Source organism: Marinobacter pelagius (assembly GCF_900114925.1).
GTDB lineage: Bacteria > Pseudomonadota > Gammaproteobacteria > Pseudomonadales > Oleiphilaceae > Marinobacter > Marinobacter pelagius.
The window spans coordinates 172,016-198,086 of sequence record NZ_FOUR01000005.1 but is presented as its reverse complement, the minus strand read 5'-3'; the positions used below and the strand labels follow the sequence as shown (position 1 = coordinate 198,086).

Genomic DNA, 26,071 nt, shown 5'->3' with positions numbered 1-26,071 from the left:
CTTCAGCTATGAAACCAACGTCGTATGGAAGTCGGCCCTGTCCTTGCCGACAATGATTGTCATCAGCGGAAAGATCCCGTTTCGATTGCCAGTGCTGTCTTTTTACGACCAATGGCCAACACGGAAGATTGTCAAAAAGTGTTGATCTGAGGGAAACAAGCACGCACCATTGTGGGAAAATGCCGTGATTTTCGGCGATCCTGTTAAAAAGACAGCAAGGCAGGCGTAATCATGTCCACCATTCTCGTGCTCCATGGCCCCAACCTCAACATGCTCGGCACCCGTGAGCCCGAGGTGTACGGCTACGAGACCCTGAAGGACATCGATGACCGGTTGAAGGCGAAAGCGGCCGAAAAGGGCCACCACCTGCTCCACCTTCAGTCCAACGCCGAGTACGAACTGATCGAGCGGGTCCATGAAGCACGGGCCGAAGGGGTGGATTTCCTCATCATCAATCCTGCTGCCTTCACCCACACCAGCATCGCCCTCCGGGATGCCGTGCTGGCTTCCGGGATCCCCTTTATCGAAGTGCATCTTTCCAACGTGCATGCGCGGGAGCCATTCCGCCATCACTCCTATTTTTCCGATATCGCCATTGGCGTTATCTGCGGGTTGGGCAGCCAGGGGTACGACCTCGCCCTGCAGGCAGCCCTGCAACGAATTCACCGATAGATCAGACACAACGGGACTGGATTAACTATGGATATTCGCAAGATCAAGAAACTCATTGAGCTCCTGGAGGAATCCGACGTCGAGGAACTGGAAATCCAGGAAGGCGACGATTCTGTCCGCATCTCCCGCCGTCGCGAGCAGGCCGCCGGCACCCACTACGTGAGCCATATGCCCGCACCGGCACCCCAGGCAGCAGCCCCCGCGCCTGCCCCAGCTCCCGCTGCAGAAGAGCCCGCAGCCCCGGCAGCTCCGTCCGGCCATACCGTGAACTCCCCGATGGTCGGCACTTTCTACCGGGCGCCGTCACCCACCGCCCAGGCGTTCGTGGAAGTTGGCCAGACCGTCAACGTCGGTGACGTGATCTGCATCGTCGAGGCGATGAAGATGATGAACCAGATCGAGGCTGACAAGGCCGGAACTGTAACTGAAATCCTGGTCGAGAATGGCCAGCCGGTGGAGTTTGACCAGCCCCTGGTCGTCATTTCCTGAACTGGGTGATTGTTACTCATGGCCATGTTAGAAAAAGTTCTGATCGCAAACCGCGGTGAAATCGCGCTGCGCATCCTGCGTGCCTGCAAGGAGCTGGGCATCAACACCGTTGCCGTACACTCTCAGGTGGACCGGGAACTGATGCACGTTCGTCTTGCCGACGAATCCGTGTGCATCGGCCCGAACAGCGCAACCGACAGCTACCTGAACATCCCCGCCATCATCAGTGCGGCGGAAGTGACCGACTCGGTGGGCATCCACCCCGGTTACGGCTTCCTGGCGGAAAATGCCGACTTCGCCGAACAGGTTGAGAAGAGCGGCTTCCGGTTCATCGGTCCGAAGGCGGAAACCATCCGTCTGATGGGCAACAAGGTCTCCGCCATCGAGGCCATGAAAAAGGCCGGCGTACCGACCGTGCCCGGCTCCGACGGCCCGCTCACCGATGACGACGAGCGCACCCTCCAGATTGCCCGGAAGATCGGCTACCCGGTGATGATCAAAGCTGCATCCGGCGGTGGTGGTCGCGGTATGCAGGTGGTGCACTCTGAAGCCGCCCTGCTCAAGGCGATCCAGATTACCCAGACCGAAGCCAAGAACGCCTTCGGCGACCCCACCGTGTACCTGGAAAAATTCCTGGAAGCCCCGCGCCACGTGGAAGTACAGGTGCTGGCAGACATGCACGGCAACGTCATCCACCTGGGCGACCGCGACTGCTCCATGCAGCGTCGCAACCAGAAGGTGATCGAGGAAGCGCCGGCACCGAACGTCAATGCCGAATCCCGGGAAAGAACCCTGAAAGCCTGTGTCGATGCCTGCAAGGAAATCGGCTACGTGGGCGCCGGCACCTTCGAGTTCCTGTACCAGGACGGCGAGTTCTACTTCATCGAGATGAACACCCGGGTCCAGGTGGAACACCCGGTCTCCGAGATGGTTACCGGCGTGGACATCGTGCGCGAGCAGCTGCGCATTGCCAGCGGACTGCCACTGCAGTACAGCCAGGATGAGATCCACATCCAGGGCCATGCCATCGAATGCCGGATCAACGCCGAGGACCCGAAGACCTTCGTGCCCAGCCCGGGCAAGGTCAAGCACTATCACGCGCCCGGCGGCAACGGCATCCGCGTCGACTCCCACCTGTACAGCGGCTACACCGTACCGCCGTACTACGATTCGCTCGTGGCCAAGCTCATTACCTGGGGCGATGATCGCGAGATCGCTCGCCGGCGTATGAAGAACGCGCTGGACGAGATGGTGGTCGAGGGCATCAAGACCAACCAGCCCCTGCATCGGAGACTGGTACGCGATGGCGGCTTCAAACAGGTAGACTTCACCATTCACTACCTGGAAAAACTGATGCGGGAATAACCATGCCCTGGATACAACTCCAGATCCCGGCTGATCCGGACAATGCGGATCAGCTGGAGGATCTGCTCATGGAGATGGGCGCTGACGCCGTCTCCATGGAAGACGCCGCCGACCAGCCCCTGTACGAGCCGGATCCCGGCACCACCCCCCTGTGGAGCCAGACCATGGTGACTGGCCTGTTCCAGTCCAACCGTGACATTGACCAGCTGTGTGCAGACGTCCGCGATGCCTGGCACCAGCAGACCCAACAGTCCCTGCCGGAGATCGAGGTCACACTGGTGGAAGACAAGGACTGGGAGCGGGCCTGGATGGATGACTTCCAGCCCCTGAAATTCGGCGAGCGGCTCTGGATTGTACCCAGCTGGCATGATGCGCCGGACCCGGAAGCAGCCAACCTGATGCTCGACCCGGGCCTGGCTTTCGGCACCGGCACGCACCCCACCACCGCGCTCTGCCTGGAATGGCTGGACGGCCAGGACATGCAGGACAAGCAGGTCATCGATTATGGTTGCGGCTCCGGCATCCTGGGCCTGGCGGCACTGCTGCTGGGCGCCGATCACGTCATTGGTGTCGACACCGACCCCCAGGCCCTGGAAGCCAGCCGTGAGAATGCCCGGCGCAACGGCGTTGAAGAAGCCAGACTGGACCTTTACCTGCCGGAAGACGAACCGGACACCCGCTGCGACGTCATGCTGGCCAACATCCTGGCCCAGCCACTGATCGGTCTGGCACCCCACCTGGCCGCCCTGACCCGCCGCGGCGGCGACCTGGTGCTTTCGGGCATCCTGTCGAACCAGGCCCGGGAAGTCATGGAGGCCTACGAGCCCTGGTTCATCATGGACGAGCCCGAGCAGCGCGAAGAGTGGATACGCCTCACAGGACGGCGCAAGGACAGATGACGAACCGGACGATAGCGACTAAACTCCGACACTCGTAGTAGTACAGCCGCTTTCAGGAACGAAGCATGACCCAGAGCAGCCTGCAGACACAGTGCCCGAAGTGCCATACCCGTTTCCGCGTTTCCGATGAACAGCTTGGCGTCGCCAAGGGCAAAGTCCGCTGCGGCAATTGCATGGAGGTGTTCAACGCCATTGAACACCGGGTCCTGCCCGCCTCTCCCCAGCCTCCGGCGCCCCCGGCCGGCGAATCCGAGCCCTCCGGGCTGACCACCGAAGAAGACTTCGTGTTTGCCGACAACCCCGACGAGGATGCCGAGGAAGGCCGTTACGCCGGCTCGAAACTGTCATTCTCGGACGACGAACTCAGCGACAGCTTCCTTTCCATCAATCAGAACGAGAAGTCTGGCTTCCGGGATGCCGATGCGGACTCCGAGCCGGAGGAAGTGGACGAAAGCTGGGCCGAGGCGATCCTGGAAGAGGACGAGGAGTCCCGGGAACCGGGCAAGTCGAAACAGCCCGCTCCGGCGCGACCCTCCAGGGATGAAACGACCTCCACATTCTCTGCCCGCGAGCCCGAGCCCGAAGCGCCTGAACCTGAACAGTTCGAGCCAGGGTTCGCAGAACCCGAGCCGGAGCCGGAACCCGCCCCGGAACCACCCCGGAGAGCCTCCCGCCCTGCGCCGGAGCCGGCCTTCAGCGCCACCGACACCTCCGCCGAGGAGCCGGTCGAGTCCGGCTTCCGTCCCGAACGCACAGAGGCGCCCACTGCAGAATCCATGCGGGCGACCAGTCCATTCAGCGATCTCCGGCGCGAACCTGTCTCGGTCAACAAGGGTCGCGGCGGCAAGGCCCGAACCATCCTCTGGAGCCTGATTGTACTTGCCCTGATCGGCGTTCTGGTGGCCCAGGTGACCTGGTTCCAGTTCGATCGCCTGTCGGCCATTCCCGAGCTGCGTCCGTTCTATGAAAAAGGCTGTGAACTGGCCGGCTGTGAACTCAAGCCCCTGGTCAATGTGGACGCCATCCAGAGCCGCAAGCTGGTGGTTCGTACCGCCCCCGAGAACCGGGGTCAGCTGCTGGTGGATGCCGTGATCATCAACCGGGCGGATTTCGGGCAACCCTTCCCGGCCATTGCCCTGACCTTCTCCAACCTCAATGGCGACGTCGTTGCCCAGAGCGTGTTCACCCCTGACGAATATCTGGCCGGTGAAGCACAGGAACTGGAGGCCATGCCAACGGACACGCCTGTACGCATCGCCATCAGCATCCGGGATCCGGGTCGGGATGCGGTCAACTACAACCTGGTCTTCCGTCCGTACTCGCCCTGATCGCGTAAGCAAGTATTTACTTGCCGAATGGCTGCGCAGCCACCACAACGAACAAAAGTCAACCAGAAAGAACGAAAAATAATCAGCTTTTTTCACTGTCAAGCCCCTTCAATCGAAGGGGCCCCGACGGTATCATTAGCGCCCTTCGGAACCGGACCGATCACTAATTGATCAATCGTTCCATTCCGATCCTTGCTCAATCCGCTGTGACACGGACTCAGATCATGCTGCCAACGGCAAAAATCGGGCCGTACACTTTGCCCAACCCGCTCATCGTTGCACCCATGGCGGGTGTGACCGACCGCCCCTTCCGGCAACTCTGCCGACGGATGGGAGCGGGCCTTGCGGTATCGGAAATGGTCATAGCGGACAGCAAGCTCTGGCATACGCGCAAGTCCAGGACACGGCTGAACCATGAGGGCGAGCCGGAGCCACGCTCGGTCCAGATCGCCGGCGGTGATCCGCAGATGCTGGCCGACGCCGCGCGGCAGAACGCCGGCTTCGGCGCCCAGATCATCGACATCAATATGGGCTGTCCGGCCAAGAAGGTATGCAACAAGGCTGCCGGCTCGGCGCTGATGAAGGATGAGGCACTGGTCCGCGAAATCCTGGAGGCCGTCGTCAAGGCGGTGGACGTTCCGGTGACGCTGAAAATGCGCACAGGATGGGACTCGGACAATCGCAACGCAGCGGTCATTGCCCGGATGGCTCAGGATGCCGGCATTCAGGCCCTGGCCATCCATGGTCGTACCCGCGCGGACAAGTACAACGGGGACGCGGAATACGACACCATCGCCGAAGTCAAATCCCGGGTGCAGATCCCGGTGTTCGCCAACGGCGACATCACCTCACCGGAGAAGGCCCTGAAGGTGCTCAGCCACACCGGCGCCGATGGCCTGCTGATTGGCCGGGGCGCCCAGGGCCGGCCCTGGATCTTCCGGGAAATACTCCATTACCTGGAGACCGGAAAGCACCTACCGGAGCCGCCCCTGGACGAGGTAGAGCAGATCCTCACCGGGCACCTGGCCGAACTGCACAGCTTTTACGGCGAAAAGATGGGCGTGCGTATCGCCAGAAAACACGTGGGCTGGTACCTGCAGTCCCACGACCAGAGCAGACAGTTCCGTAAACGCTTCAACGCCATCGAAGACGCGCTGGAGCAGAAAGACAGCATCGAACAGTACTTTGCAGGCTTACGAAATGGAGAGGTATTCGCAGCATGACCGCTGAGACTTTGGCAAACGACAACCTGAGCACCCCGGCCAACGATGACCTTCATCAGTTGCAAACGGTGAACAGCAGCGGCAACAGCGTCACCCTGCGTGACAGCGTTGAAGTTGCCCTGAAGAACTATTTTGCGCAACTGGATGGCGCGCCCGTCACCGACGTCTACCAACTGGTACTGTCGGAAGTGGAAGCCCCGCTGCTGGAGCAGGTGATGAAATACACCCGCAACAACCAGACCAAGGCATCCACCATGCTGGGACTGAATCGCGGCACCCTGCGCAAGAAGCTCAAGCAATACGGTCTGCTATAATCTGACCTGACCCCAAAAGGGCCTCCCGGATCACGTTCGCGAGGCCCTTGTTCGTTACAACGAGGTCGTTGCAACCTCGCAACGTCATCCGGCTTATCTGACCAGCGAAGAAAGTGACCCATGGCAAACCAGGCTAACACCCCCGTCCGTCGCGCGCTCATCAGCGTGAGTGATAAAACCGGCATTGTCGATTTCGGCCGTGCCCTGACCGACCGAGGCATTGAACTGCTCTCCACTGGCGGCACCTTCCGCCTGCTCCAGGAAAACAATGTTCCGGTCACCGAAGTGTCCGACTACACCGGTTTCCCGGAAATGATGGATGGACGGGTCAAGACCCTGCACCCGAAAATCCACGGCGGCATCCTGGGCCGCCGGGGCACTGACGATGCTGTCATGTCCGAGCACGGCATCAACCCGATCGATATGGTGGTGGTAAACCTCTACCCGTTCGAAGACACCGTGGCCAAACCGGATTGCGATCTGGCCACCGCCATTGAGAACATCGACATCGGTGGTCCCACCATGGTTCGCGCCGCGGCCAAGAACCACAACGATGTCGCCATCGTGGTCAATGCCTCCGATTACCGCCGGATCCTGAACGAGCTGGATGACAATGACGGCGAGTTGAGCTACAGCACCCGCTTCGACCTGGCTGTGAAGGCCTTCGAACACACCGCCGGCTACGATGGCGCGATCGCCAACTACCTGGGCGGCCGTACCCCGGACAACGACAACGCCGATTTCCCCCGCACCTTCAACGCCCAGTTCGTGAAGGTTCAGGACATGCGCTACGGCGAGAACCCGCACCAGCGCGCCGCCTTCTACGCCGAGCGCAACCCGAAGGAAGCTTGCGTGGCAACCGCCGAGCAGCTGCAGGGCAAGGAGCTGTCCTTCAACAACGTGGCCGACACCGACGCCGCCCTGGAATGCGTGAAGCCCTTCGCCGATCCGGCTTGCGTGATCGTCAAGCACGCCAACCCCTGCGGTGTTGCCATCGGCGCCGACATCCGCCAGGCCTACGACCTGGCCTTTGCCACCGATCCCACCTCCGCCTTCGGTGGCATCATTGCCTTCAACCGTGAGTTGGACGCCGAAACTGCCAGGGCCATTATTGATCGCCAGTTCGTGGAAGTGATCATTGCGCCGACCGTGGCTCCGGAAGCCGTGGAGATCGTTGCCGCGAAGAAGAACGTGCGCCTGCTGGCCTGCGGCGAGTTTGACAGCGAGCGTGCCAAAGCGCTCGACTACAAGCGGGTGACCGGCGGCCTGCTGGTACAGGACCGCGACCTGGGCATGGTCGCCATGGAAGATGTGAAAGTAGTGACCGATCGCCAGCCCAGCGAAGCCGAACTGAACGACCTGCTGTTCGCCTGGGAAGTAGCCAAGTACGTCAAATCCAACGCCATCGTCTACGCCAAGGCCGGCCGTACCATCGGCATCGGCGCCGGCCAGATGAGCCGGGTCTACAGCGCCAGAATCGCCGGTATCAAGGCCGCAGATGAAGGCCTTGAGGTGAAGGGCTCGGTGATGTCCTCGGACGCATTTTTCCCGTTCCGTGACGGCATCGACGCCGCAGCGGCTGCCGGCATCACCGCCGTGATCCAGCCCGGCGGCTCCATGCGTGACCAGGAAGTGATTGATGCCGCCAACGAGCATGGCATTGCCATGGTGTTTACTGGCATGCGGCATTTCCGGCACTGACGGTTGCTGCTGGGGTCTGAAGAACGCCTTCTTCTGACCCCGGGGAATAATTCGAAGATGGGGTCAGATGAAAGCTTTCATCAGACCCCGGCGATGCGGTGAAATTGGGGTCTGAAGAAAGTCTTCTTCTGACCCCGACTTTAAAAAGGTACAAGCTCATGAACATTCTGGTAATCGGCAGTGGCGGACGCGAGCATGCCCTGGCCTGGAAAGCCGCCCAGTCTCCGGATGCGGACAAGGTCTTCGTGGCGCCGGGCAACGCCGGCACGGCCCGGGAGCCGGGCCTGGAAAACATCGATATCGACGTGATGGATCTTGAGGGCCTGGCCAACTTTGCCGCCGACAATAACGTCGGCCTGACCATCGTCGGCCCTGAGGCCCCACTGGTGGCCGGCGTGGTGGACAGGTTCGAAGAGCACGGCCTTCGCATCTTCGGTCCCAGTGCCGGTGCCGCCCAGCTGGAAGGCTCGAAGGCCTTTACCAAGGATTTCCTGGCGCGCCAGGAAATTCCCACCGCCGCCTACGCCAACTTTACCGATGTCGACGAAGCCCTGGCCTATGTGCGTGCACAGGGCGCTCCGATTGTGGTCAAGGCTGACGGCCTGGCCGCCGGCAAAGGCGTGATTGTCGCCATGACCCTCGAGGAAGCAGAGGACGCCATCCGCGACATGCTGGCCGGAAATGCCTTCGGCGACGCCGGCAGCCGGGTGGTCATCGAGGAATTCCTGGAGGGCGAGGAAGCCTCCTTTATCGTGATGGTGGATGGCGAGCACGTGCTGCCCATGGCCACCTCCCAGGATCACAAGCGCGTCGGTGACGGTGACACCGGCCCCAACACCGGTGGCATGGGCGCCTATTCCCCGGCACCGGTGGTTACTGCCGATGTGCACCAGCGCATCATGGATGAGGTGATCTATCCCACCGTGAAAGGTATGGCTGCCGAAGGCTATCCCTACAAGGGCTTCCTGTACGCCGGCCTGATGATTGATGCCGACGGCGCCCCCAAGGTGATCGAATTCAACTGTCGTTTCGGTGATCCGGAAACCCAGCCGATCATGCTGCGCATGAAGTCCGACCTGGTGGAACTGTGTCAGGCAGCCGTCGACGGCAGGCTGGACCAGTGCAAATCCGAGTGGGACGACCGCGCCTCCGTGGGCATCGTACTGGCAGCCGGAGGCTACCCGGGCAGCTACAACAAGGGTGACGTCATTTCCGGCCTGCCGGAAACGGAAGTCGAGGGCGAGAAAGTGTTCCACGCCGGTACCCGGCTCGATGGCGATCAGGTCGTCACCAGCGGTGGCCGCGTGCTGTGCGCCACTGCTCTGGGCAACACCGTCACCGAGGCCCAGAAACGGGCCTACGAACTGGCTGGCAAGATTCAGTGGGATGGTGTGTTCTACCGCAAGGACATCGCCTATCGGGCGATTGCCCGCGAGCAGGCCTGATCTCCCGGCGGTCCGAAGAGAGCACACTAAATGCCTGAAGCAGTCTGGATATCCTTTGCCTTCGTGCTGGGCCTGCTGGTCAAAACGGTCGGGTTACCGCCACTGGTAGGTTATCTCGCTGCCGGGTTTGTTCTGGCCGGGCTCTCGTCCGTCACCGGCCTGACCATCGAGGCCACGGACGCCCTGGGGCACATTGCCCACCTGGGTGTGCTCTTGCTGTTGTTCACAGTCGGCCTCAAGCTCAAGCTGCGCTCGATTGTCTCTCCGGAGGTGATCGGGGGCAGCCTGCTGCATTTCGCCATTACCTGCGTGGTCTTTGCACCACCCCTCTACTGGCTGTTGGAACTGGACTGGACGACGGCCGTCATGCTGGCCATTGCCCTGTCGTTTTCCAGCACCGTGCTCGCGGCCAAGGTCCTCGAGAGCAAACGGGAGCTCAGGGCTTTCCATGGCCGGGTCGCCATCGGCATCCTGATCATGCAGGACCTGATTGCCCTGGTGGTCATGAGCCTTGCCGCCGGCAAGACCCCGTCGCAGTGGGCCCTGATGATTTTCGGCCTGCCCCTTCTCCGGCCGCTGCTTTACCGGCTGCTGGATGCCAGTGGGCATGATGAGCTGCTGGTCCTGCTCGGCCTGTTGCTGGCATTGGTTCTCGGGGGGCTGGGCTTTGAGGCCGTAGGCATGAGTTCCGAGCTGGGTGCGCTGATCTTCGGCGCCATGCTGGCCAATCATCCGCGCTCGCAAGAGCTGGCCAAATCCCTCTGGAGCGTCAAGGAAGTCTTTCTGGTCGGATTTTTCCTGCAGATCGGCATTGGCGGCCTGCCAGACCAGCAGGCTCTGATCTTCGCTTTGGTGGCAGGTCTTGTTCTGCCTCTGAAAGGGGTTCTGTTCTATTTTCTGCTGCTGGCATTCCGTTTGCGGGCAAGGAGCAGTTTCCTCACCTCTCTGTCACTGACCAACTACAGTGAATTCGGCCTGATTGTCGCCAGTGTCGCCCTGCCCGAATGGTTGGTCCCTCTGGCCATCACGGTCTCCCTGTCCTTCCTTGTCTCGGCTCCCGCTAACCGGTTTGCACACAGCATCTACGAGAAGATCAGTCATCGCATCGTGCGGTTCGAGAGCCGGAAAAGACACCCGGACGAGCAGCCAATTTCCCTGGGGGACACCCGGGTGCTGGTAATGGGCATGGGGCGCACCGGAACCGCCGCCTATGACTGGTTACAGCCCCACGAATCACGGATCATGGGGCTGGACTCGGATCCGGCGAAAACCGAAAAGCACCAGAAAGAGGGCCGTAACGTGGTCTTTGCCGACGCCGAGGACACCACGTTCTGGGAGGGCCTGCACATGCCCTCACTGCAATCGGTTGTGCTCGCCATGAGCGATATCGAGGGCAAACTCATCGCCGCGCGCATGCTGCGGAAACTCGGATTTACCGGCTACATCGTCGCGCACACCATGTTTGCCGACGAAGCCAGAAAAATCCGTGAAGCAGGAGCCAATGAAGCCTACCTGACCATGAGTGAGACCGGGGTGGCCCTGGCGAGCCACCTCATGGATGAGTCCGGCGATCAGAGCGCACAGGTCCGGAACCCGGTATAGACATCGTTGCGCAGAGGCAGATAAGCCTGCCGATAGGTGCCGCGGATCAGATTGGATGAGGTGGCACAGCTGCCGCCCTTGGTCACCTTGTGGTCGCCGAACTGCAGGGTCGACATGAACGGGTACATGTCGACCTTGAAGCCGTCGTAGGGCAGGAACTGGTTGCTGGTCCACTCCCACACCGAACCGATCATCTGCCGGCAGCCAAACGGGCTTTCGCCCGCCGGATAGTCCCAGACCGGGTTCCGTGCCTGATTGCGCCCATCCATATCAGCATGCTGCAGAGTCGGCGCCTCGTTACCCCAGGGGAACCGTCGGAAGGCCTCCCCCGACCGGTTGGCCAGCGCCGCCACCTCCCACTCATATTCCGTCGGCAGACGACGTCCCGCCCAGTTGCACCAGGCTTCGGCCTCCCAGTAGGTTACATGGGTCACCGGTGCATCCGGATTCAACGGCTGCCAGCGGTCGAACAGTCGCTCCTGCCACCGGTTTCCATGCCAGCGCCAGTACAGCGGATGCCTGGGGGCACGCATCAGCGGTTCATCCAGACCGTGCACCAGGCTTAAATCCTGCTCTGTATCCAGCCATTTGCGGCCGCCGAAGGACCAGAGCTCGCGACGCTGGTAGCCACCATCGTCCACAAAGGCCTGAAATTCCCGATTGCTGACGAGTGTCCGGCTGATCCGGAAGGCATCCAGTTCCAATTCAAAGCGCGGCTTCTCGTTATCAAAAGCGAAATCCTCGCGAGCGTAGTCCTCGGATGTTCCCGGCATGCCTATGAGCCAGCGACCGGCAGGCACCTCGGCGTCACCCGAGACCGCCTCTGACGGGGCGGGGCGATCGCCGACGTAATCCGGTGGCGCCGGATAAGCCACCGTTTGCCGACACCAGATCAGCGATTCGATGTGCATGTTCTGGTGAAAGATCGCATACCGGTAAAGGTACAGGTCCTCGTCCGTCAGCGGCTTACTGTGGATGCGTTCGGCCATCCGGTCATAGATGGTGCGGAAGTAGGCGAGTGTCTTGTCCCGGCCCGGGAACAGGTCGGACCGCCAGCGGTCGCGATGTTCGACATGAAAGGAATCCCACAGGTCGTCCATGGCCGGATCGTAGCTGGGGGTGCCATCCAGCAGATTGAACACGAAGACCTCGTAGAAAAACGCGGAGTGGCCCATCTCCCAGAGCGGCGGATTAACGCCGGGGTGATACGGCACATCAAGTTTATCTTCGGGCAAGGTGCAGATAAGGCGCTCGGTTCGGACACGGGCCTGCTCCAGCTCTGCCAGGAGGTCGGCTTTTACATCGTCAGATTGCATGGGTTCGAATCCCCGGGAAAATGCTTTGGAAAAGGATAACAGACATGAAACCAGCGGTGGCAAAAGCCGCCGTTTACCCTCAGTGAATACGCCCACCCGACCCGCGTCAGATGACCTAGCCCCAGACCCAGAGAATCGCCGGCACCGCAACGGCGGTCACGATCACCGATAGAGGCAGGCCGAGGCGCCAGTAGTCTCCGAAGCGATAACCTCCGGGTTCCATCACCAGGGCGTTGGACTGGTGGCCGATGGGGGTCAGGAAGGCACAGGAGGCCCCGATTGCCACCGCCATCAGTGTGGCATCGGAGGCCAGCCCCAATTGTGCCGCGATACCCAATGCAATGGGCGCCACCAGGATCGCCGCAGCGGCATTGTTGACCACATTGGACAGCAGCATGGAGCCCACCAGGATGATGGTCAGCACCATCCAGGGCGCCTGTCCCTGGGCTATCGCCAGTATCTGCGTGGCGATGACCTCCGCCCCTCCGGTGGTTTCCAGGGCCCGACCCACCGGAATCATCGCCGCCAGCAGGACAATCACCGACCAGTCGATGGCACGGTATGCTTCCGCGGCATCCAGCAGACGTGCAAGTACCATGGCAACGGCACAGGCCACCAGCGCCACCGGGGGCGTCAACCATCCGGTAATAATGGCGAGGATGGCGGCGGCGAACAGAGAACCGGCCAGCACCAGATTCTTCTCCCGCCCGAGTGTCAGCCCACGCTCCGCCAGCGGCAGGCATCCCAGGGTCTTCAGGGCGCCGGTCAGGCTGTCTTCAAAACCCTGGACCAGAAGGATATCGCCGGAGCGCAGCCGTATATCCGCCAGGCGCTGCTTCAACCGATGGCCCTGGCGTGCCACCGCGACAATATTCAGGCCGTAACGCTCACGCAGGTTCAGGCGGTTTGCCGTGCGTCCGATCAACCGGGACGAAGGGCTGATCACCGCCTCGACCAGTTGCACATCGCCGGTAGCGAGCTGCTTCTCGGCATCCCGCGTGCCTTCGCCCTCCTCTTCATCTTCCTCTGAGACCGTATGGGGCAGTATCAGACCGGTATGATCCAGAAATTCCTGCAGACTGTCGGTATCCGCCTCCACCAGCAACACATCCTGCTCCCGGAGCACGGTAAAGGTCGAGGGTGCGGGTGAAGTCTTGTCGCCCCGGATCAGCGCCAGGACCACGAGGCTTTTCTCGGAATCTCCGGTGGTCAGCAGATTGTGCAAGGTACTGCCGGCATAGTCGGACCCTTCCGGAACCTGCAGCTCGGTCACATAATCACCGACACTGAACAGTTTGTCGCCCTCGGCAGGGTCATCGCGCCTCGGCGTCAGTCGCCAGCCAACCAGACCAATGAACAGGATACCCGCCGCGGTGATGGCGAGGCCCACCGGAGCGAAGTCGAACAGCCCGAAGGAGCCGGCTTCCCGGTAACTGGCAATAATGATGTTCGGCGGAGTACCGATCAGGGTCATGGTGCCGCCCAGCAGGGAGCCGAACGCCAGCGGCATCAGTAACAGGGAAGGCGAGCGCCCGGCCTGCCGGGACATCCAGACCGCTACCGGCATCAACAGCGCCAGAGCACCAACGTTGTTGATGAAACCGGAGCACAGGGCGACAACGAGAGTCAGCGTCACCACCTGAAGAACCGCGTTGCGTCCAACTCGGGCCAGCAGCCGGGCAACGGCATCCACGACTCCGCCATTCACCAGTCCCTGGCTGATCACCAGCACCGCCGCAACCGTGATCACCGCCGGATGGCCAAAACCGGCAAACAGCTCATCGGCGGGTACCAGACCAGCTACGGCCACCGCCAGCAGGGCCAGCATGGCGACGACGTCGAACCTGAGTCGGTTCCAGATGAACAGGCCCAGTGTCGATCCGAGGATGACAAATACTGTCCACTGATCCGGGAACATAAAGTTACTCCGCCCCTGACCTGCAATGTCGACATTGTTTACGCACGTCGTAAATGATTTTCCAGACACCTATTGTAGCCACCTGTTTTTACTCAGCTCCCGATCAATCTGGCGCAATGCATGCTTGTTAAATACCAGGGATGCTTTCTGCCATTATCCCCGGCAGGTCACAGGGTCGTGATCGACTATAGCAGTTCCAATACCATCCCTGCCTTACGAGAAGTCGCTTGTTCACCCTCTTTGCGGGAGCAAAGATTATGGAGCACAAACGACCGCTAGTCTGGCTGTCGGCGGATCCCAGACACGAAACAGTGATGGCGCAGTTCCTGCCTGACTGGCAAGTCAGGCAGCTCAACATGGCTGACACTCCACTCGCTCTGAAGCCTGATGTCACTCGAAGGTCAATCGGTGTATGCGACCTGGGAGAAGAAACTGCAAAACTGGAGACAGTCGAACAGTGGCTGGAAAAACTGATGCTCCCTGGCTGGTTGGCATTGGTCACGCCGGGACAACTGGATAAACCGGAAGTCCGCAGCCTGATCCGGCGCTACTGCCAGGACTACCACACCTTACCTGCAGACCTGCAGCGACTCAGGCACAGCCTTGGCCATATATGGGGCATGACACGATTGAGCTCTGCCGTGGTCAAGGAGCATTCGAGTAGCTACCAGGAATTTGCGCTGGAGGGCTCATCCCCCGGTATCAGTGAGGCCAGGAGCCTGCTCCGAAAGTTTTCCGTAGCCAGTGACCCTCTGGTGATATGCGGGGAAGGCGGAACCGGCCGTGAAGCAGCCGCTCGTTTCGCCCATGACCTTTCCCCAAGAACCCTCCAAGCGATGGTTACTGTCAACTGTGCTGCCCTGCCGGCCTCGTTGACTCAAAGCGAGCTGTTCGGTCATGAACGTGGCGCCTTTACCCATGCCATGACATCCCGCAAGGGCCGTATCGAATTGGCGGATCAAGGCACGCTGCTGTTGATTGGCGTGGATGAACTGGGCCTGGATCAACAGTCGGCCCTGCTCAGATTTCTGCAGGAAGGAAAGATCGAGCGAATTGGAGCGACGCAAGCCTTTGACGTTGATGTCCGTATTATTGCCACTTGTAGCCACCCACTTGAGCAGAGAGTCCGGGAAGGGCTCTTCAGGAGTGATGTTTTTTATCGCCTGGGCAACCTGAATGTAACCATGCCGCCGTTACGGGCAAGGCTGGAAGACCTCCCAACCTTGGTAGAACGACTGCTGGAAAGCTTCGCAGGCAAGTCTCATTCCATGACCAGGGAAGCACTGATGGCAATTGCGGGTCACCCCTGGCCCGGAAATCTCAGGGAACTCGAGAACCGTGTCCACCAGGCTGTCATTTTATCCCGCCAACCAGAAATTGAACCTGCCGATCTGGGGCTTCAACCAGGCAGTTTCACCCATTATCAGGACGAACTCAGTCTTGAGGCCGTCAGATCCAGGGCCGATCAGCACGCAATCTCTGTCAGTCTGGCAATAACCAATCACAATATTTCCGAGGCCGCCCGACTTCTGAGGATTTCCAGGGTATCGATGTACCGACTCATGGAGCGACACAGGATACGTCCATCAAAGCCCGGCACTTCAGGCATCGATTACAGAACGGGAGAATGACAATGAAACAACTGGCACTGATCTCCTGCATCACGGTGCTGTCCTCTGTCCTGCATGCGGAACCTCCGGATCCGGAGGAACGGGAGGCGGCAGTCCGGGATAGTCTGCAACAGGAACAATCCCGGGACTCAGCCACCGACATTGCCTCAATCACGGCAGACCGGGGCATTGTCACTCGCCCCGGCCGATTCACCATAGAGCCGTCGTTTTCCTATGCACACAGCAATTCAACCCGGGTTGCCGTGGAGGGGTATACGGTTATCCCTGCGTTGCTGGTTGGACTGATCAATATTTCAGAAATACAACGCGATGTGCTGGTGAGCGCGGTCTCTTTGAAATATGGCTTCACCAGCCGTTTCGAAGCGTCCGTTCGCGTCCCATACCTGGAGATCGAGGAAGATTTGAGGGAGCGCGAGGCCTTCCAGGGCACTCCGGTGGACACTCTCCGTGAATCCAGTGGCGAAGGTCTCGGCGACGTCGAGCTTTCTCTGAGGTATCAACTTAACGACGGACTGGAGGGCTGGCCGTATGTAATCGGTGTATTGCGTGTGAAAGCGCCAACCGGCGATGGTCCCTATGATGTAGAGCGCCAGACTGTCTTTGACAGCCAAGGAAACCCGATCGGCGTTGAACTTGCCGAAAGGCCAACCGGATCAGGGTACTGGGCTTATGAACCGGGATTGTCCTTCATCTACCCCTCGGACCCGGCAGTCCTGTTCGCCAATCTCAGCTATGTCTGGACGCAGGAGGAAGATGAGGGCCCCGAAAATGGCGGTAAGATCGACCCGGGTGATGTCATCCGATTCGGTTTTGGGATGGGCTTTGCGTTCAATGAGCGCACGTCGTTCAGTCTGAGTTACGACCATTCCATTATCCAGAAGACCTCCATCGAACAGGGCAATGACCTGTTCGATGCGACCTTTGATCGAATTCAGGTCGGCACGCTATCGTTTGGTTTGTCACAGCGACTGACTCCCAATACCAGCCTTTCCTTATCCGTTGGCGTGGGTGTAACAGACAGCGCACCCAGCACCGAGATCACAATCAAATTGCCCCTGAGCCTTTAATTACAGGCTCAGGGCAGAATGGGAAGGGAGTCCCGGACACCCTGAGGAAAGCGATAAGCGGAGCCCAGATTGTTGAGCTCGATGTTTAATTGTTGCATGTTCTGGATAACCGTACTGTCCAGGCGATTCTGGATAATAGTCATCCAGTTTCCGGCATCCATCTCACTGGAAACCCGTATGGGTAACGATATGGTGGAGCCAGACACTGATTCCGATGACTGTGGTGCCTCCGGAGGCGTTACCACTGCATCATTCCCGCCGGGTAGGGCATTGGCAATAACCTGTTCCACCCGAGCCGTGATCCGCCCGCCGTCCACGACCTGATTGAGATTCGGTATCGTCAGCCGGTTCAACACCATTGTCTGGCCATTCACGGCAACCAGCTGTTCCAACCCAATGGCAATCTCCAGGTTATCAAGAACCACAAATCCACCACGGAGTTCGGACAGCTCCTGATCCGTCAGGTGTTCTCCGAAGCCTGATGGTGATGTGGCAGATACTGCTTGTGAAACCAGAAGTCCAAGGATTGCAACTGCCACAACCCCGGAATGAACTGTTCTGTACATAATTACCACTCCCTGGAAGAAGGCCAGTAAGGCAGGGTATGACCAATAGCGGGTCCCTCCTGCGCACTCGATAACGGTGCCCGGACAATACCCGACCAGTTGCCTGCCAGCTGGAAACTGGCGCGTCCCTGGGCAAGATGACTGCGAATCAGAAATGCCGCGCCATCCCAATGCTTTTCAAATTCCGACCGTGAGTACTCTTTCAGACCGCGAGCGGGATCCCCCACCAGGACCGCCGTGTCACTGATTCCCTTGATGATCACGAAATGCCGGTAACCCTCCAGGTTCACCAGCACAATGACCGGCACCTTCACTTTTGTACGCAACCCTTCCAAGGGCATACGGAATCCGTCAGCCTGATAACCACGCTGCTCCAGATACCGTTTCATGTCGAGCATGGAAAACCCTTCCCGGCGAACCTTCTCGATATCCGCCAGATCGAACATTCCTTCGAAAACCTCGGCTTCGGAAACGGAATCGTCGTAGTGGAAAGTAAGAAGCGATGCCAGAGCCGCGGAACCACAGCTGAAGTCATACTGTTGACGCATGACAGTGCTGAATCGTTGGGCCTGGAAACTGGCAACTTCGACCTGGATACCGCCAGCGAGCCCCGGGACCATGACACTTCCGGCATGGGCCGGAGGCCATAGCGTCACCAACGCCCCCACGGTGAATCCCGTCAAGACCCTAGACACCATGGCCCACCTCCGTGTTATTGGTTTATGTGCACGTTGATCTGGGTGCTGTCCTGAATTACGACCTGGTTGCCAGTGTTTTGAATAACTGTGGCAATGCCACTCATATTCTGAAAAGCGTGATCCGTGATCCGGTTGTCACCTGTTGTCACAGAGCCACTCAGGACATTTTCACTGACGATAGCGCTTTGCTCGGTGTCATTGAGTTGCCACTGCACAGGCAGTCCCTGTCGGCCACTGGATTGCTCCAACTGGTCGGTACTCATTGGAGCCAGAGCTGGAAACTCCTCAGCGCCAGCCAAGGGCGCACCGCCCGAGAACATCAACCCAATCGCCAATACCATTCCAAAGACTTTTGCCATGACGTGCCTCCCGGCAGAAGCCGGGCCGCACCGGAAGACGGGTGCGGCCGACTCCATTCACCTACTGAGTTCCGCCACCTGCTGACCCAGTCGACAGATTGGACATCACACTGACATTGGCCTGAGTAACACCGCCAACACCGGCGTTTTGTGCGAATGCGCCGACACCGGTAAAGCTCGCTGATCCTCCGGAAATTTCATTGGAGTTGCGGACCTCAGTGTAAGCACCATCGGCATTTGCATCACCGTAGGTTGTTGTTAACCCGGATACATTGCCGTCCAGCTCGGCATTATTCAGGAACACATCGAGTTCCAGAACAACCGAATTGTCAGAGCTGTCATTTCCACTATCAGAGACAGTAGTGTTACCGCTATCTGCGATATCGGTATTGATGGAGTTGTCGGAGTTGTCATTTCCGCTATCCGCCACGTCAGTGTTGGTGGAATTGTCGGAATTGTCATTGCCACTGTCGGCAATCTTGAACGAATCGTTCACACTGGTGCTGTTATCGGAATTGTCAGAGTTATCCGAATTGTCACTGTTATCGGAATTGTCGGAGTTATCCGACATATCGTTGCCAGTATCAGCGATCTTGAAGGCATCATTCAGATTGGTGCTGTTGTCTGAACTGTCCGAGTTATCTGAATGGTCCGAGTTGTCGGAATTGTCAGAGTTATCGGACATATTATTCCCGCTATCCGCAATTTTGAACGAATCGGCCACGTCCGTACTGCTATCCGAGTTATCGGAGTTATCGGAGTTATCCGAATTATCGGTGTAGTTGGAGTTGTCATTACCCGATTCGGTATTACCGGAATAGTCATTATTGGCCGTGGAAGTATTATCCGCATTGGTATTCGGATCTCCATCTCCTCCCTGGTCCGCATAGGCGAAACCGGAAACGCCCAGGCTCATTGCGATGGCAGCTGCTAGCAGAGTTTTCTTGGTATTCATGATGTCATTCCCTTTACATGTTTGGATGTCCAGAGAACAACCCCCTCACCGGCAGTTCGGGTTCATCGGGGGCAGTTCCTCACCAGAACGGATGCGACTCCCGTGCCAGAATGAATCCCGACCCACTAACAGACTGTTTTTGAAGATTTTTATTTGAAACTACGCAAAGTGAACAGTGTTCCCATCTGCAAATTTGTTTCATCGGCGAAACAGGTCTGTGAGACAAGAAAATACACAGAAGAATTTTTGAATTATTGTCAAAGAGTTATGCAAATAACTGAGTGTCAAAAAACAAAGACCCCGGGCAGCTTATGCTACCCGGGGTCTTTGGGAGCCGGTGAGCGCCTGAGCCCTCACCGAGACAACAAGAACCGGTCGATTAACCGAACTGGTTCATGGTGTTGTCCTTACCACCGGCCTTCAGAGCCGCGTCACCTGCGAAGAACTCTTTGTGGTCATCACCGATGTTGGAACCGGCCATGTCCTGGTGCTTCACGGTGGCGATACCCTGACGGATTTCCTTGCGCTGGACACCCGCAACGTAGGCCAGCATGCCTTCGTCGCCGAAGTAGCCCTTGGCCAGGTTGTCGGTGGACAGGGCTGCGGTGTGGTACGTCGGCAGCGTGATCAGGTGGTGGAAGATACCTGCTTCACGGGACGCGTCACGCTGGAAGTTCTGGCACCACTGGTCGGCCAGCTGGGCCAGCTCGGTGCTGTCGTACTCTTCGCTCATCAGCTTGTCGCGGTCGTAGGCAGATACGTCCTTGCCTTCTTCCTTCCAGGCATCGAATACCTGCTGACGGAAGTTCAGGGTCCAGTTGAAGGACGGGCTGTTGTTGTAGACCAGCTTGGCATCGGGCACCACTTCACGGATGCGGTTAACCATGCCGGCGATCTGGCCAACGTGAGGCTTCTCGGTTTCGATCCACAGCAGGTCAGCGCCGTTCTGCAGGCTGGTGATGCAGTCCAGAACAACACGGTCTTCGCCGGTGCCCGGACGGAACTGGAACAGACCGGAAGCCAGACGCTTCGGCTTCATCAGCTTACCGTTGGACTTGATCACAACGTCACCGTTGTTGATCTCGGAAGCATCCTCGATGTAGTCGCCGTCCAGGAAGCTGTTGTACTGGTCGCCCAGGTCACCCGGCTCGTCGGTAACGGCCAGCTTCTGGGTCAGGCCTGCGCCCAGGGAGTCTGTACGGGCAACGATCACACCGTCGTCAACACCCAGCTCCAGGAACGCCAGACGAACAGCGTTGATCTTGGACAGGAAGTCGGCGTGCGGGACAGTAACCTTGCCGTCCTGGTGACCACACTGCTTCTCGTCGGATACCTGGTTCTCGATCTGGATGCAGCAGGCACCGGCTTCGATCATCTTCTTGGCCAGCAGGTAGGTCGCTTCAGCGTTACCGAAACCGGCGTCGATGTCAGCGATGATCGGCACGATGTGGGTTTCGTGGTTGTCGATCTGCTGCTCGATTTCCTTGGCCTTGGCGGTGTCACCGGCATTCTCGGCTTCTTCCAGGGCGCGGAACAGGTGGTTCAGTTCCCATGCGTCGGCCTGGCGCAGGAAGGTGTACAGCTCTTCGATCAGGCTGGAAACGGCAGTCTTCTCGTGCATGGACTGGTCAGGCAGCGGACCGAACTCGGAACGCAGGGCGGCAACCATCCAGCCGGACAGGTACAGGTAACGACGCTTGGTGGTACCGAAGTGCTTCTTGATGGACAGCATCTTCTGCTGACCGATGAAGCCGTGCCAGCAGCCCAGGGACTGGGTGTACTGGGAAGTGTCGTTGTCGTAGTTCGCCATGTCCTCGCGCATGATCTTGGCGGTGTACTTGGCGATGTCCAGACCAGTCTTGAACTTGTTCTGGGCGCGCATGCGAGCGGCGTGCTTCGGGTTGATGGCATTCCAGGTCGGGTGCTGCTTCAACAGGGAAGCGATCTGGTCAACGTCTTGTGCGTAGGGCATGGGTCTCATCCTTTCTACGTTGGTTTTCTGATCATGTGCGGAGACGCTTTTCAGCATCAGCCGAAGCCAGCTTCCTGCTCACTTTATGATCAGCTCGCTGGCGATGACGAGTACTCTATTACGTTCAAATTTATAATTGAAATTTATATTATGTATTTTCGGCATTTTTACGGTGAATGGCTTTGCTCGCTCCGGAACTCACCGGTTTGTTGAGTTCCGTCATTACCACGCAGTCGATGAATGCTAGTATTGATCTGAACGGTCAGTACCACGAGCAGCGCAGGGCAAAAGGAATTCTCAGTGTTCTATCTTCGTGCGTTTACCCATTCGTTGTTGCATGCCCTCAAGAACCTGCTTCCGATCGTGGTCGTCGTCACCTTCTTTCAACTGATTATCCTGCAGCAAATCCCGGATAACCTCGCCAGCATGGCGCTGGGTCTGCTGATCGTCGCTGTCGGCGTGGCGCTGTTCCTCCAGGGGCTTGAACTGAGCATCTTTCCGGTGGGCAAGAGCCTGTCGAACCAGTTTGCCAGAAAGGGATCGGTCGCAGTCCTGCTCGCCTTCGGATTTGCCATGGGTTTCTCGGCAGTCATTGCCGAACCCGCCCTCATTGCTGTCGCTGAACAGGCTGAAAGTATCAGCGGGGGGCGGATTGACAGCCTGACACTCAGAGGGCTCGTCGCGGTTTCCGTCGGTCTGGTGGTGGCTCTGGGCATCTTCCGGACGATCTTCGGTTATCCGCTGCACTGGTTCATGATCGCCGGCTATATCATTGTGGTCATCGTCACCTGGTTTGCGCCGGAGGAAATCGTCGGCCTGGCCTATGATTCCGGTGGCGTCACCACCAACGTGGTTACCGTGCCGCTGGTGGCCGCCCTGGGCATCGGACTTGCCGCCTCCATCCGGGGCAGAAATCCCCTGATCGACGGCTTCGGGCTGGTGGCTCTGGCGGTCATGGTGCCCATGATCACCGTTCAGGTCTATGGCATGCTGGTTTATTCCGGCAACCCGGATACCGGAGAACTCATACTCACCAAAGAGACAGAAACACCGGCGTCAACCGGCATAACCAGCATCCTGCTGGATCTCGTGGAAATGGTCCGGGATGTGCTGCCCATCATTCTGACCGTCCTGATTTTCCAGTACCTGGTCCTGCGCCGGAAGTTGAGCAACCCTCGCAAGGTTATATTCGGCTTCACGCTGGTCATTCTCGGCCTGTATGCCTTTGTCGTGGGCCTGAAAATGGGTCTTTTCCCGATTGGTACAAGCATGGCCGAGCAACTGACAGCGCGTGGGGACTATGCCTATATTTATCTGTTTGCACTGATGATCGGCTTTGCCACTACCATGGCGGAGCCGGCATTGATCGCCATAGGAAAACAGGCAGAAGAGGCCGCGGCCGGTATGCTTGATGGCAACGTCATACGGATACTGGTCGCCGTCGGTGTTGCTGTCGGCATTACCATAGGTGTGCATCGCATCATTACCGGGGATTCCATCCACTATTACATCATGGCGGGCTATATTCTGGTGATATGCCTCACGGCATTGGCGCCCCGGTATATCGTCGCCCTGGCCTACGACCTTGGCGGCGTCACCACCTCCGAGGTCACCGTTCCCCTGGTGACAGCCCTGGGGATCGGGCTTGCCTCGAGCATCGACGGTCGCAATGTCCTGATTGACGGCTTTGGCCTGATCGCATTCGCCTCGATCTTCCCTATTGTTACAGTGATGGCCTATGCCATCGTTTCCCAATTCATTTCTGATCGCAGGAAGGTAACCCAATGAAATTCTCTGCATTGGTAGCAATCGTTCCGGAGGATCTGGAACAGGAATGCATTGATGCGGCACGGGACCTGGGTGCCGGTGGCATGACCGTGCTCTCCGGTCGCGGTATCAGCAACACGACCAGAAAAACCTTCTTTGGCCTGACCTACGACGGCAGCCAGAGTGTGCTGCTCATGGTGCTGGAAAGGGCGCTGTCACTGGAGGTGCTGAAAGCCTTGCAAAAAGTCGTCATGCCCGACCCCAAGGACTCCCAGGGGCTGATTTTCACGGTACCGCTGGAGCATCTGGGCGGCATAGACATGGCCCAGGTGGAGAAATTCGAACAACACCTGAAAGACTCACTCTGATCGGAGAGACACCATGAAACTGGTCAAAGACGTGATGATAAGCGACATCATCAGGATTTCCCCCTTCGCCACCCTGCGGGAAGCACTGTCGCTGATGAAGCGCCACGACGTGAAGTCACTGGTGGTTGAGCGCCAGAGTGAGCACGACGCCTGGGGACTGATCACCTACACCAATGTCCTGAAGGCGGTAGTGGCAGAAGACGGGGACATTGACCTGCTGAACGTCTACGATGTCTGCGCCAAGCCGGTCATCAGTGTCGGGGAAAGCCTGGCGCTCAGACATGCCGCCAGCCTGATGACCGAGCACGGGATCAAGCGTCTTCTGGTGCTATCGGACAACGAGCTGAAAGGTTTTGTGGTCATGGATGACATCATGCAGGCACTGCTTGAAACCATTGAATGACCCGCTCTGGCGTTACCACCCGATCAGTTATGGCACATCACCAGCAGACGGTCCCCCTCCTGCAGGTCCAGGTATTGCTTGCGGGGCGGATTCATTACCAGGTGCCTGCCCCGCTCATCCGGCGCCGCCCGGAATACGCCCAGTGCGATCTCTCCACGACCGGCAACAATCTTCTCCAGCAACCTGAAATCGGTACTGGCCGGTAACGGGTAATCGTGGGGATCCCGGAACTGGATCTCCGCCCCTCCTTCCGTGAACAACTCATCCAGAACCGTTCTCAACTCCCGGCGCAATGCAACCTGGGCCAGGACATGACTGAGGATCATCGGACTGATCAGCATTTCACTCTTGTGTCCGTAGAGCAGGTGCCGGTTATCCGGATCACTGAGCTCCATGATCACCTGCGGCCGATCGGGCGATTCCGACAGGATATCCTCCAACTGAAGATACCCCACCATGGCACGGGCATCTGCCTCCTCACCCGAGCCGATACGGTCGCTGCTCAATAGAATTACCGTCTGATAGGAGGCCGGATTCAGCTTGCGAAGGTCCTCCTCAACCATGTAATCCGCTTCCAGCAGACGTCCTTTGATGGTGTCCAGGTCGATGCCATACCGGGCAATCTCCCGCTGCCGTTCTTCCAGAGGAATAGCGGACACCAGGTCGAGCTCGAAATCCCGGTTGGAATAGCTGGAGAACTCTGCCGCCAGGCTGGTCACCCGCCGATTCCAGCCCAACACGAGTACCCGGTGCTTCCCGGACACGGCCGGCGCCGGCTTTACCCCGGCGGTCCGGTCAATCCTGGCCAGAGGCTCGGCTTTCGGATCGGGACCGGTATGCTCATAATCCCTCGCCAGGAGGACGATCCGGTCATCCCGTTGCACGACGGTATCCGAGGGGGCTACCAGGTTCACGTTCCAGCGATTGTCGGCAGCAGGCTGCAACAGGCCCAGAACAATGGCATTGGGCCTCTGTGAAGCCAGCTCTCCCAGGGTAAGCCCTTCCGCCGTTTCGCCACCACGCACAAAGATCTCATTGCCCGCACCGGCAGTCAGCAGCTCGTTGTAGACTTCTGACAGGTTGGGGTGCAGAACATTCTGCACCATCAGGCGACTGATCGTGGCATCACCCGCGACAACCTCCACCGAGCCGGGATAGGCGCGCTCGATCACCGACAGTTTGCGCATGTCCTGGATCTCGGCCACCACGAAAGGAAGCTGGGCATGCAGGTGGCGGGCCTCAGCCGCGATCGAGAGCAAAGCCTTGACGGTGCCCACATCCGAGGTCAGCAGGCTACCGGCATCCTGCACCTGACTGGGCACAATCACCGCGGCAGCATCCAGGCAGGCGACCCGGTGAAGGGCTTCCGGCTGGATGGCGGTCCCGCTGCGAAAGATGACCTCGCGGGCCCGCCGACCGACGCCGGGCTCATTGATCAGCTCATGGACCTGCCCGGCACTGGCCTCCTCCGACAAGACCACGAGGCGAAGTTTCTGGGCATCATGCTTTTCCAGGAAGCGCTGCATCCGTCCCGAAGAGCCGAACAGCTCTGCAACCAGCGGCGGTGTCTGGGCGGTCCAGCCAAGCACGACAACGTGGTTCTTCAGGGTCACAGGCGTCAGGCCACGCTCCAGGTCCTCCATCTTGGCGATCAGCCAGCGGGTCAGAATCGCCACCAGGGTACCCATGAACACCACATAGCCGGACACCGTCAGCAGGGTGGAAACGACCCGTTGCCAGGTGCCGACATCGTCCCCCAGGTAGCCCGGATCGGTCAGCCTCAGGAACGCCCACCAGATCGCCGACCCGGCATCCTCGAATTCACCGCCCTGAGGCACCACCAGCATTCCGCCAATGAGCGAGATCAGTCCGATGAAAAGACCGACCACCAGCAACTGGAAACCCGCCCCCTTCACCAGCTGGCGCTCTACAATGAACTTGACGCGATCAACAACACGAAATGGCAGCATGGGATTCCCTTTGCCTGATTCAGTCATGCTCCCTTAGGATAGA

Annotated in this window: 23 protein-coding genes; 15 read left to right on the top strand and 8 right to left on the bottom strand. The window is 59.0% G+C overall.

The window, feature by feature from the left end:
• Positions 1-231: 231 nt before the first annotated feature.
• From aroQ to BM254_RS11800, 10 genes are all read left to right on the top strand, one after another.
• A complete protein-coding gene (gene aroQ / locus BM254_RS11845; protein WP_092003655.1) occupies positions 232-672 on the top strand; it encodes a type II 3-dehydroquinate dehydratase in 441 nt (146 codons plus the stop codon).
• 27 nt (positions 673-699) lie between these two features.
• Positions 700-1,161, top strand: a complete 462-nt coding sequence (gene accB, locus BM254_RS11840; RefSeq protein ID WP_092003652.1) for an acetyl-CoA carboxylase biotin carboxyl carrier protein — start codon at positions 700-702, stop codon at positions 1,159-1,161.
• An 18-nt stretch (positions 1,162-1,179) separates the two neighbouring features.
• Positions 1,180-2,526, top strand: coding sequence for an acetyl-CoA carboxylase biotin carboxylase subunit (accC, locus tag BM254_RS11835; RefSeq protein ID WP_092003649.1), 1,347 nt, complete (start codon positions 1,180-1,182; stop codon positions 2,524-2,526).
• 2 nt (positions 2,527-2,528) lie between these two features.
• The gene (prmA, locus tag BM254_RS11830) at positions 2,529-3,425 is read left to right on the top strand and encodes a 50S ribosomal protein L11 methyltransferase (RefSeq protein WP_092003646.1); all 897 of its coding nucleotides are present in this window, start codon (positions 2,529-2,531) and stop codon (positions 3,423-3,425) included.
• A gap of 65 nt (positions 3,426-3,490) precedes the next feature.
• Positions 3,491-4,753: a DUF3426 domain-containing protein gene (locus BM254_RS11825; protein WP_092003643.1), complete on the top strand. Its 1,263-nt coding sequence runs from the start codon at positions 3,491-3,493 to the stop codon at positions 4,751-4,753.
• A 227-nt stretch (positions 4,754-4,980) separates the two neighbouring features.
• Positions 4,981-5,976, top strand: coding sequence for a tRNA dihydrouridine synthase DusB (dusB, locus tag BM254_RS11820; RefSeq protein ID WP_245777439.1), 996 nt, complete (start codon positions 4,981-4,983; stop codon positions 5,974-5,976).
• The gene (gene fis / locus BM254_RS11815; RefSeq protein ID WP_092003638.1) at positions 5,973-6,290 is read left to right on the top strand and encodes a DNA-binding transcriptional regulator Fis; all 318 of its coding nucleotides are present in this window, start codon (positions 5,973-5,975) and stop codon (positions 6,288-6,290) included. Before dusB ends, fis begins: the two co-directional genes overlap by 4 nt.
• 120 nt (positions 6,291-6,410) lie before the next feature.
• Positions 6,411-7,991: a bifunctional phosphoribosylaminoimidazolecarboxamide formyltransferase/IMP cyclohydrolase gene (purH, locus tag BM254_RS11810; RefSeq protein ID WP_092003635.1), complete on the top strand. Its 1,581-nt coding sequence runs from the start codon at positions 6,411-6,413 to the stop codon at positions 7,989-7,991.
• A 158-nt stretch (positions 7,992-8,149) separates the two neighbouring features.
• Complete coding sequence (purD, locus tag BM254_RS11805) at positions 8,150-9,436, top strand: phosphoribosylamine--glycine ligase (RefSeq protein WP_092003632.1); 1,287 nt, start codon at positions 8,150-8,152, stop codon at positions 9,434-9,436.
• Positions 9,437-9,466: 30 nt separating this feature from the next.
• Positions 9,467-11,038, top strand: a complete 1,572-nt coding sequence (locus tag BM254_RS11800) for a cation:proton antiporter family protein (protein ID WP_092003629.1) — start codon at positions 9,467-9,469, stop codon at positions 11,036-11,038.
• Here the strand turns inward: BM254_RS11800 and senA are convergent.
• Both senA and BM254_RS11790 read right to left on the bottom strand, forming a co-directional pair.
• Positions 11,008-12,354 carry a selenoneine synthase SenA gene (gene senA, locus BM254_RS11795; RefSeq protein WP_092003626.1) on the bottom strand — a complete coding sequence of 449 codons (1,347 nt, stop codon included), beginning with the start codon at positions 12,352-12,354 and terminating at the stop codon, positions 11,008-11,010. The two genes, BM254_RS11800 and senA, sit on opposite strands and share 31 nt — an antisense overlap.
• 115 nt (positions 12,355-12,469) lie before the next feature.
• Positions 12,470-14,272, bottom strand: coding sequence for an SLC13 family permease (locus BM254_RS11790; protein ID WP_092003622.1), 1,803 nt, complete (start codon positions 14,270-14,272; stop codon positions 12,470-12,472).
• A gap of 257 nt (positions 14,273-14,529) precedes the next feature.
• Between BM254_RS11790 and BM254_RS11785 the strand changes: the two genes are divergently transcribed.
• Both BM254_RS11785 and BM254_RS11780 read left to right on the top strand, forming a co-directional pair.
• Positions 14,530-15,903 (top strand): sigma-54 dependent transcriptional regulator, encoded by a 1,374-nt coding sequence (locus BM254_RS11785; protein WP_092003619.1) that lies wholly within the window; start codon positions 14,530-14,532, stop codon positions 15,901-15,903.
• Positions 15,904-15,905: 2 nt separating this feature from the next.
• The gene (locus tag BM254_RS11780) at positions 15,906-16,970 is read left to right on the top strand and encodes a transporter (protein WP_092003616.1); all 1,065 of its coding nucleotides are present in this window, start codon (positions 15,906-15,908) and stop codon (positions 16,968-16,970) included.
• An 8-nt stretch (positions 16,971-16,978) separates the two neighbouring features.
• Here BM254_RS11780 and BM254_RS11775 read toward each other — a convergent pair whose 3' ends face one another.
• The 5 genes from BM254_RS11775 to BM254_RS11755 form a co-directional block, all read right to left on the bottom strand.
• Positions 16,979-17,536, bottom strand: a complete 558-nt coding sequence (locus tag BM254_RS11775; protein ID WP_092003613.1) for a hypothetical protein — start codon at positions 17,534-17,536, stop codon at positions 16,979-16,981.
• 2 nt (positions 17,537-17,538) lie between these two features.
• Positions 17,539-18,234 (bottom strand): C39 family peptidase, encoded by a 696-nt coding sequence (locus BM254_RS11770; protein ID WP_092003610.1) that lies wholly within the window; start codon positions 18,232-18,234, stop codon positions 17,539-17,541.
• Positions 18,235-18,248: 14 nt separating this feature from the next.
• Positions 18,249-18,593, bottom strand: coding sequence for a hypothetical protein (locus tag BM254_RS11765; protein WP_092003608.1), 345 nt, complete (start codon positions 18,591-18,593; stop codon positions 18,249-18,251).
• A gap of 61 nt (positions 18,594-18,654) precedes the next feature.
• Positions 18,655-19,548 carry a dentin sialophosphoprotein gene (locus tag BM254_RS11760; RefSeq protein ID WP_092003605.1) on the bottom strand — a complete coding sequence of 298 codons (894 nt, stop codon included), beginning with the start codon at positions 19,546-19,548 and terminating at the stop codon, positions 18,655-18,657.
• Positions 19,549-19,927: 379 nt separating this feature from the next.
• Entirely contained in the window at positions 19,928-21,520 is a 1,593-nt protein-coding gene (locus BM254_RS11755) for an isocitrate lyase (RefSeq protein WP_092003602.1), read from the bottom strand.
• A gap of 300 nt (positions 21,521-21,820) precedes the next feature.
• Here BM254_RS11755 and BM254_RS11750 point away from each other — a divergent pair, with 300 nt between their 5' ends.
• Genes BM254_RS11750 through BM254_RS11740 form a run of 3 tightly spaced genes read left to right on the top strand, consistent with a single transcriptional unit; the run spans position 21,821 to position 24,058 of the window.
• A complete protein-coding gene (locus BM254_RS11750) occupies positions 21,821-23,308 on the top strand; it encodes a DUF1538 domain-containing protein (protein WP_092003600.1) in 1,488 nt (495 codons plus the stop codon).
• Complete coding sequence (locus BM254_RS11745) at positions 23,305-23,655, top strand: P-II family nitrogen regulator (RefSeq protein ID WP_092003597.1); 351 nt, start codon at positions 23,305-23,307, stop codon at positions 23,653-23,655. Before BM254_RS11750 ends, BM254_RS11745 begins: the two co-directional genes overlap by 4 nt.
• Before the next feature lie 13 nt (positions 23,656-23,668).
• Positions 23,669-24,058 (top strand): CBS domain-containing protein, encoded by a 390-nt coding sequence (locus BM254_RS11740; protein WP_092003594.1) that lies wholly within the window; start codon positions 23,669-23,671, stop codon positions 24,056-24,058.
• Positions 24,059-24,081: 23 nt separating this feature from the next.
• On the opposite strand, the gene BM254_RS11735 is transcribed toward BM254_RS11740, so the two are convergent.
• Positions 24,082-26,028: a CASTOR/POLLUX-related putative ion channel gene (locus BM254_RS11735; RefSeq protein WP_092003592.1), complete on the bottom strand. Its 1,947-nt coding sequence runs from the start codon at positions 26,026-26,028 to the stop codon at positions 24,082-24,084.
• Between the last annotated feature and the right edge of the window lie 43 nt (positions 26,029-26,071).

Bases quoted from the DNA above. Each gene is read 5' to 3' on its own strand.
- BM254_RS11800 (WP_092003629.1), top strand. From the start codon at position 9,467: ATGCCTGAAGCAGTCTGGATATCCTTTGCCTTCGTGCTGGGCCTGCTG.
- BM254_RS11775 (WP_092003613.1), bottom strand. From the start codon at position 17,536: ATGTACAGAACAGTTCATTCCGGGGTTGTGGCAGTTGCAATCCTTGGA.
- accC (WP_092003649.1), top strand. From the start codon at position 1,180: ATGGCCATGTTAGAAAAAGTTCTGATCGCAAACCGCGGTGAAATCGCG.
- prmA (WP_092003646.1), top strand. From the start codon at position 2,529: ATGCCCTGGATACAACTCCAGATCCCGGCTGATCCGGACAATGCGGAT.
- BM254_RS11740 (WP_092003594.1), top strand. From the start codon at position 23,669: ATGAAACTGGTCAAAGACGTGATGATAAGCGACATCATCAGGATTTCC.
- BM254_RS11755 (WP_092003602.1), bottom strand. From the start codon at position 21,520: ATGCCCTACGCACAAGACGTTGACCAGATCGCTTCCCTGTTGAAGCAG.
- BM254_RS11790 (WP_092003622.1), bottom strand. From the start codon at position 14,272: ATGTTCCCGGATCAGTGGACAGTATTTGTCATCCTCGGATCGACACTG.
- BM254_RS11760 (WP_092003605.1), bottom strand. From the start codon at position 19,548: ATGAATACCAAGAAAACTCTGCTAGCAGCTGCCATCGCAATGAGCCTG.
- BM254_RS11745 (WP_092003597.1), top strand. From the start codon at position 23,305: ATGAAATTCTCTGCATTGGTAGCAATCGTTCCGGAGGATCTGGAACAG.
- BM254_RS11770 (WP_092003610.1), bottom strand. From the start codon at position 18,234: ATGGTGTCTAGGGTCTTGACGGGATTCACCGTGGGGGCGTTGGTGACG.
- BM254_RS11735 (WP_092003592.1), bottom strand. From the start codon at position 26,028: ATGCTGCCATTTCGTGTTGTTGATCGCGTCAAGTTCATTGTAGAGCGC.
- BM254_RS11825 (WP_092003643.1), top strand. From the start codon at position 3,491: ATGACCCAGAGCAGCCTGCAGACACAGTGCCCGAAGTGCCATACCCGT.
- accB (WP_092003652.1), top strand. From the start codon at position 700: ATGGATATTCGCAAGATCAAGAAACTCATTGAGCTCCTGGAGGAATCC.
- BM254_RS11785 (WP_092003619.1), top strand. From the start codon at position 14,530: ATGGAGCACAAACGACCGCTAGTCTGGCTGTCGGCGGATCCCAGACAC.
- purH (WP_092003635.1), top strand. From the start codon at position 6,411: ATGGCAAACCAGGCTAACACCCCCGTCCGTCGCGCGCTCATCAGCGTG.
- BM254_RS11780 (WP_092003616.1), top strand. From the start codon at position 15,906: ATGAAACAACTGGCACTGATCTCCTGCATCACGGTGCTGTCCTCTGTC.
- senA (WP_092003626.1), bottom strand. From the start codon at position 12,354: ATGCAATCTGACGATGTAAAAGCCGACCTCCTGGCAGAGCTGGAGCAG.
- purD (WP_092003632.1), top strand. From the start codon at position 8,150: ATGAACATTCTGGTAATCGGCAGTGGCGGACGCGAGCATGCCCTGGCC.
- BM254_RS11765 (WP_092003608.1), bottom strand. From the start codon at position 18,593: ATGGCAAAAGTCTTTGGAATGGTATTGGCGATTGGGTTGATGTTCTCG.
- aroQ (WP_092003655.1), top strand. From the start codon at position 232: ATGTCCACCATTCTCGTGCTCCATGGCCCCAACCTCAACATGCTCGGC.
- fis (WP_092003638.1), top strand. From the start codon at position 5,973: ATGACCGCTGAGACTTTGGCAAACGACAACCTGAGCACCCCGGCCAAC.